This is a genomic window from Rhizobacter sp. P3_B12, from assembly GCF_056402895.1.
The window spans coordinates 1-6,401 of sequence record NZ_JBFUGN010000294.1; the positions used below are offsets into that span (position 1 = coordinate 1).

A 6,401-nucleotide genomic window follows, 5' to 3' on the forward strand; every position below is an offset into this window, starting at 1 on the left:
CGCTCGTTCAAGCTGCCGGCCGACGTGCTGCGCGCGAACTGGCTGACGCTCGACCGCGCCACCGGCACGCTGTACATCTCGACGAACCGCCAGGCCGACAACACGCTGCTGGCCTACAAGAACGCCGCCACCTTGACCGGCACGCCGACGCCGGATCGAAACCAGGCGTTCAACGGCCTCCTGCAGCCGACCTTCGACTTCACGCGCGGCATCATCTACGCCGGCCAGTCCCGGCTCGCCCTCGCGACCGGCCAGCAGATCGCCACGCTGCCGGCACTGCCGGTCGGCGGCACCTCGATCGCGATCGATTCGCAGCGCGACGTGCTCTACCTCGCCAACTCGACCGACAACACGCTGCGCGTCATCACGCAGGCGAGCACCGCCAATGCCACGATCGTCGCGACGCTGCCGGTGCCCGGCATCCAGTACGTGACGGTCGACCCGGCGAACAACCGCCTGTACGCGAGCGTGCTCGCGACCGCGTACGTGTTCGAGAACGCCAGCACGATCAGCGGCGACAGCGCGAACGCCACCACGATCACGTCGGCGGGCTCGACGCTGGGCGGCGTGGCGTTCCGCTGAGAGGCGAAGGCAGCGCATGGGCGCAAAGACATGGATGCTGGCCTTCCTGGAGGCCGACGCACGCGCGGTGCTGGCCGCCCGGCCGGTGCTGGACCGCACCGCCACGGATCTGCTGGCACAGGCGCTGTTTCCGCAGGAGCCGCTGGAAGCGTTGAGCGACGCCGATCTCGCGTCCACCAACCCGCCTGACGAGCAGCTGCTCATCGGCTGCTTTCCGGGCGTCACGATCATCGCGGCGCACGAGTTCGCGATCGATCACCCGAGCCAGCTGCCGCAGCGGTTCCTGCAGGCGGCCGGGTCGCGCACCGTGGTGCTGCATGCGATGCACAGCGTCGTCGACTGGTTCGCGTTCGCCGTCTGGCGCGGCGGCACGCTCGAACGCTCGCTCAGCCTGACGCCGGACGACGGCATCCTCGAGAACATCGGACCGAAGATGGCCTTCGAGCTGCCGTTCTGGAACGGAGAGCACCCGGTGGACGTCGATGAGGACGAGCCGCCGTACCCCTTTCCGTTCCATCCGCTCGAACTGGCGGAGGCGGCCCTGTCCGAGTTCTTCGGCTACCAGCTCGAAGGCATCTTCGACGCGACGCTGGACGAGCCCGAATCGGTGCCGCTGATGCGCTACCGGCGTGATTGAATGAATATTCGCTCGGCTATGATGCCCACGTGAAGCTCAAGGATGACGACAAGCTGCGGGCCATCGCGCAGGCGACGTTCACGCTGGTCGAGCAGACCGGCCTGAGCGGCCTGACGATGGCGGCGATCGCGCGCGAGGCCGGCATCGCCACCGGCACGCTGTACGTCTACTTCGCGTCGAAGGAAGAGCTGATGGTCGCGCTCTACGAGCAGGCCAAGACCGAGACCACCGCCAGCCTGCTGCAGGGCGACGACCCGGGCGCGCCGCTGCGCAGCCGCTTCGAGCACCTGTGGCACAACTGGCTCGATCGCCGGCTGACGCACTATGCGCAGATGGTGTTCATCGAGCAGTACTACAACTCGCCGTGGTTCAGCGACGCGAGCCGCAGCCTGTCGGCACGCCTGAGCCAGGGCTGGATGGCCGTGTTCGAGGCCGCGAAATCGCAGCAGATCGTGAAGGACGTGCCGACGCCGATGCTGATCGGCAGCTTCGCCGGCTCGGTGCGCGAGACGGCCAATCTGCTGCGCGCCGGCACGCTGCCGGACAGCGACGCCACCCGCGCGACGGCCTTCGGGCTGTGCTGGGACGGCATCAAGCGGTAGCGGTTCCATCGTCGGATAACCCTGCACTTCCGCTCGGCTATCCGAATGGGCAGACACTGCGGCCGCTTGACGCGCCCTCGCCCGAAGGCTATCGTTTAAGTGAATTTCCGTTCACCGAAGAAGTTCCCCCCTCTTCCCTTCTCCTCACCACCCAGGGAGCCAGCCAGCCATGAGCACGCTCAACATCAACGGCCAGAACCGCCAGGTCGATGCCGATCCCTCCACCCCCATCCTCTGGGCCCTGCGCGACACGCTCGGCATGACCGGCACCAAGTTCGGCTGCGGCCAGGCGCTGTGCGGTGCCTGCACCGTGCACCTGAACGGCCAGGCGATCCGCTCGTGCGTGACGCCGATCTCGGCCGCCGCCGGCCAGAAAATCACGACGATCGAGGCCGTGACCGCCGGCACCGACAAGGTCGGCAAGGCCGTCCACGAGGCTTGGGTCAAGCACGACGTGGCGCAGTGCGGCTACTGCCAGAGCGGCCAGATCATGTCGGCTACCGCCTTCCTGAAGAGCGTGCCGCACGGCAAGGTGCCCACCGAAGCCGAGATCGATTCGGCGATGGCCGGCAACATCTGCCGCTGCGGCACCTATGCGCGCATCCGCGCTGCCATCACCGACGCCGCCCGCGCGTTGGCATAAGGAGCCCACCATGCATTTCGAACCCACCCTCCTCGAGCTGCCGAAGCACCTGCGCGCGATGCTCGACGCGCAAGATCCCGTCGCCACCGAAGGCCTGCCGCGCCGCAGCTTCCTGAAGCTGACCGCCGTCGGCGGCTTCGCGCTCGGCGCGTTCCCGCTCGGCGCGATGGCGCAGGACGCCGCCAAGCCGGCCGCGGGCCTCAAGCCCACGCAGCAACCCTCGGCCTTCGTCCACATCGACAAGGACGGCAGCACCACCGTCACGATCAACCGGCTCGACTTCGGCCAGGGCGTGCAGACCGCGCTGCCGATGATCCTGGCCGAGGAGCTCGATGCCGACTGGTCCAAGGTCAAGAGCGCGCACGGCAGCAACGACCCGGCCTACATCGACCCGGTGTTCGGCATCCACCTCACCGGCGGCTCCGGCTCGATCGCGCACTCGTACACGCAGTACCGCGAGCTCGGCGCGCGCACCCGCGCGATGCTGGTCAGCGCCGCCGCGGCGCGCTGGAAGGTCGATGCGGCCACGCTGCGCACGCAGAACGGCGTGGTGATCGGCCCGGGCGGCAAGAAGCTCGGCTATGGCGAACTCGCCGAAGCCGCGATGAAGCAGCCGGTGCCCGAGACCGTCACGCTGAAGGACCCGAAGAACTTCAAGCTGATCGGCAAGGCGACCGGCCGGCTCGACGCGAAGGCCAAGTCCAGCGGCAAGCAGGGCTATGGCATCGACGTGCGCCTGCCCGGCATGCTGACGGCCGTGGTCGCGCACCCGCCGGTGTTCGCAGCCAAGCTGAAATCGGTGGACGACAGCGCGGCCAAGGCCGTCAAGGGCGTGAAGGCCGTGCTGCGCATTCCAGTGGACCGCGGCGGTGAAGGCGTGGCCGTGGTCGCCGACGGCTACTGGGCCGCCAAGCAGGGGCGCGATGCGCTCAAGCTCGAGTGGGATGCGAGCGGCGTCGAGAAGGTCGACACCGCGGCGCAGCTGGTGCAGTACCGCGAGCTGGCCACCAAACCGGGCGCGCGCAAGTACGACGCCGATGTCTCGAAGTTCGACGCCGCGCCGCACAAGATCACCGCCGAGTACGTGTTCCCGTACCTCGCGCATGCGCCGATGGAGCCGCTGAACTGCACCGTGCGGGCGGCCGACGGCAAGGTCGAGCTGTGGATGGGCTCGCAGATGCCGGGCTTCGACGGCCTGGCGGCCTCGAAGGTGCTGGGCGTGCCGCCGCAGAACGTGCAGGTGCACGTGCAGATGGCCGGCGGCGGCTTCGGGCGCCGCGCGATCGCGAGCAGCGACTACGTGGTCGAGGCGTGCTCGGTGGTGAAGGCGGCGCAGGCGGCCGGCATCAACGCGCCGATCCGCACGCTGTGGAGCCGCGAGGACGACGTGAAGGGCGGCTACTACCGGCCGATGCACCTGCACACCGCGAAGATCGGCTTCGATGCGCAGGGCAACGTGCTGGCCTGGGACCACGTGATCGTCGGCCAGTCGATCCTCGGCGGCACGCCGTTCGAGCCGATGATGGTGAAGGACGGCATCGACGGCACCGCGGTCGAGGGCATGAAGGAGCCGTATGCGGTGCCGATGCGCCTGACGGTGCACCACCCGAAGCAGAACGTGCCGGTGCTGTGGTGGCGCAGCGTGGGCTCGACCCACACCGCGTTCGCGATGGAGACGCTGGTCGACGAGATCGCCCGCACCACGAAGCAGGATCCGGTGGCCTACCGCATGAAGCTGATGGGCGACGACCATCCGCGCCACAAGGCGGCGCTGCAGCTGGCGGTGGACCGTTCGGGCTACGGCAAGAAGACGCTCGCGCCGGGCCGTGCCTGGGGCGTGGCGGTGCACGAGTCGTTCAACTCGGTGGTCGCCTACGTGGTCGAGGCGTCGGTGAAGGACGGCACGCCGACGCTGCACCGCGCGACGGCCGGCGTGCACTGCAACCTGGTGATCAACCCGAAGACGCTGGAGGCCCAGGTGCAGGGCGGCGCGCTGATGGGCTTGTCGATGTGCCTGCCGGGGGCGGCGATCACGCTGAAGGACGGCGTGGTCGAGCAGAGCAACTTCGGCGATTTCGTGGTGCCGCGCATCACCGACATGCCGCAGATCGAGGTGCACACCGTGCCGAGCGGCGATGCGCCGACCGGCATGGGTGAACCGGGCCTGCCGCCGCTGGCGCCGGCCTTCGCGAACGCGGTGGCCTCGCTGACGGGCAAGCCGATCCGCGAGCTGCCGTTCAAGCTGGCTTGACGAAAAAAAGGGCGGTCCGAATGCGGACCGCCCTTTTTCAGTGTCGCTGCGAGATCAGCAGCCCAGGTTGCCCCCCGGGTCGACACCGATGATGCCGGTGAACGTGCGGTAGTAGTTGATCCGCGTCTGCACCGCATCGGGCCGGCGGCCACCGCATTCCAGCGAGCCGTTGATGGCGTTGATCGTGACGCCGAAACCCCACGAATTGACCATCGCGTTGTGCGGCGTGACGCCAGCCGCGCCGGTGCCCGTCATCCAGTACCACACGGCGGTCTTCCACGCGATCGTCGAGTCGGTCGCCACCAGGTCCGGGTTGCTCCACAGGTCCACGCCGATGGCCTGGCCGGCCGCGCGGTAGTTGTAGTTCCAGCTCAGCTGGATCGGACCGCGGCCGTAGTACTGCTGGCCGGGGGCGCAACCGCTGTTCCAGTCGCAATACAGCGGCCAGTTCGCCTGGTTGTACTCGCGGGTGGCGCGCAGGTTGTCCGACTCGTGCGCCACGTTGGCGAGGAAGGCCGCGGCCTCCTGGCGCTTGATGGTGTCGCTGCCGGTCTTCGCGAAGGCCGGCCAGCCGGTCATCGCATTGACCAGGCCGGCGTAGGTGTACAGGCCGTTGCGGCTCGGGAACATCTGGTTGAACTGCGCCTCGCTGACGATGAACGAGCCGCCGGTGTTGCCACCACCGCCCCCACCGCCGCCGCCCGTGCCGCCGCAGGTGGTCGGTTGCCAGTACCAGGTGCTGATCGTCGGGTCGGTGCCGTCGCTGCCGTTGCCGCCCACGTTGACCAGCTTGTAGTAGCTGCCGTTGCCCGGGTAGCGCACGACGTCGCCCTGGCGGTAGTACACGCCTGCCTGCCAGTCGACCGAGGTGCAGCCGGTGTTGCCACCGCCACCACCGCCACCACCGCCACCACCGCCGCCCCCTCCGCCACCGCCCGTGCTGCCGCAGGCCGTCGGCTGCCAGTACCAGGTGCTGATCGTCGGATCGGTGCCGTCGCTGCCGTTGCCGCCGACGTTCACCAGCTTGTAGCAGCTGCCGTTGTTGGGGTACTTGACCACGTCACCGAGGCGATAGAACACGCCGGCCTGCCAGGTCACCGTCGTGCCGCCGCTGCCGCCACCGCCGGTGCTGCCGCCGCTGTCACAGGTGGTCTGCTGCCAGTACCAGGTGCTGATCGTCGGGTCGGTCGCATCGCTGCCGTTGCCGCCGACGTTGACCAGCTTGTAGTAGTTGCCGTTGTTCGGGTAGCGGACCACGTCGCCGAGGCGGTAGTACACGCCGTACTGCCAGGTCTGCGAGCTGCAGGCCGCGGCCGTGACGGCGGCGGCGCTCATGACCGTGGTGGCGGGTGCCGGCGCGGCGCACAGGCCGGCCAGCGGAATCAACAGGCTTGCGATGCAAGCCACCCAACGTCTTGTCTTGTGGAACATGGTTGTCTTTCCGGTGTTTGTTGAGGAGATCGCACTGCTCCTTGCGCCCACGGACTGCCAATCGTGAAAGCGCTCGCATTTGACCGGTCGGGCGACCGGATGCGGGTAACAGCGTGCAAGAAACGGCTTGCAACGTGAGCGCAGGGCGCGCTCCAGCGCGCCGCGGGCGCGGCGCGACACCGGTCGGACTTCCTCGTTTCGGCTGACTACACCGGCCGCTTGGCCAGCAGCGCCCACACCCCGGCGGCCGACAGC

At 68.6% G+C, this 6,401-nt stretch carries 6 protein-coding genes; 5 read left to right on the forward strand and 1 reads right to left on the reverse strand.

Going from position 1 to position 6,401, the window contains the following annotated elements; genetic code table 11:
* The 5 genes from AC1D01_RS16385 to AC1D01_RS16405 form a co-directional block, all read left to right on the forward strand.
* Positions 1-582: YncE family protein (locus tag AC1D01_RS16385; RefSeq protein WP_477868034.1), on the forward strand; the 582-nt coding region annotated here is incomplete at its 5' end.
* Positions 583-598: 16 nt separating this feature from the next.
* The gene (locus AC1D01_RS16390; RefSeq protein ID WP_477868036.1) at positions 599-1,219 is read left to right on the forward strand and encodes a DUF6928 family protein; all 621 of its coding nucleotides are present in this window, start codon (positions 599-601) and stop codon (positions 1,217-1,219) included.
* A gap of 29 nt (positions 1,220-1,248) precedes the next feature.
* Positions 1,249-1,821, forward strand: coding sequence for a TetR/AcrR family transcriptional regulator (locus AC1D01_RS16395; RefSeq protein ID WP_477868038.1), 573 nt, complete (start codon positions 1,249-1,251; stop codon positions 1,819-1,821).
* Between the two features lie 169 nt (positions 1,822-1,990).
* Positions 1,991-2,464, forward strand: a complete 474-nt coding sequence (locus AC1D01_RS16400; protein WP_477829530.1) for a (2Fe-2S)-binding protein — start codon at positions 1,991-1,993, stop codon at positions 2,462-2,464.
* 10 nt (positions 2,465-2,474) lie between these two features.
* The gene (locus AC1D01_RS16405) at positions 2,475-4,715 is read left to right on the forward strand and encodes a xanthine dehydrogenase family protein molybdopterin-binding subunit (protein ID WP_477868040.1); all 2,241 of its coding nucleotides are present in this window, start codon (positions 2,475-2,477) and stop codon (positions 4,713-4,715) included.
* A 54-nt stretch (positions 4,716-4,769) separates the two neighbouring features.
* On the opposite strand, the gene AC1D01_RS16410 is transcribed toward AC1D01_RS16405, so the two are convergent.
* The gene (locus AC1D01_RS16410) at positions 4,770-6,146 is read right to left on the reverse strand and encodes a glycoside hydrolase family 19 protein (protein ID WP_477868042.1); all 1,377 of its coding nucleotides are present in this window, start codon (positions 6,144-6,146) and stop codon (positions 4,770-4,772) included.
* Between the last annotated feature and the right edge of the window lie 255 nt (positions 6,147-6,401).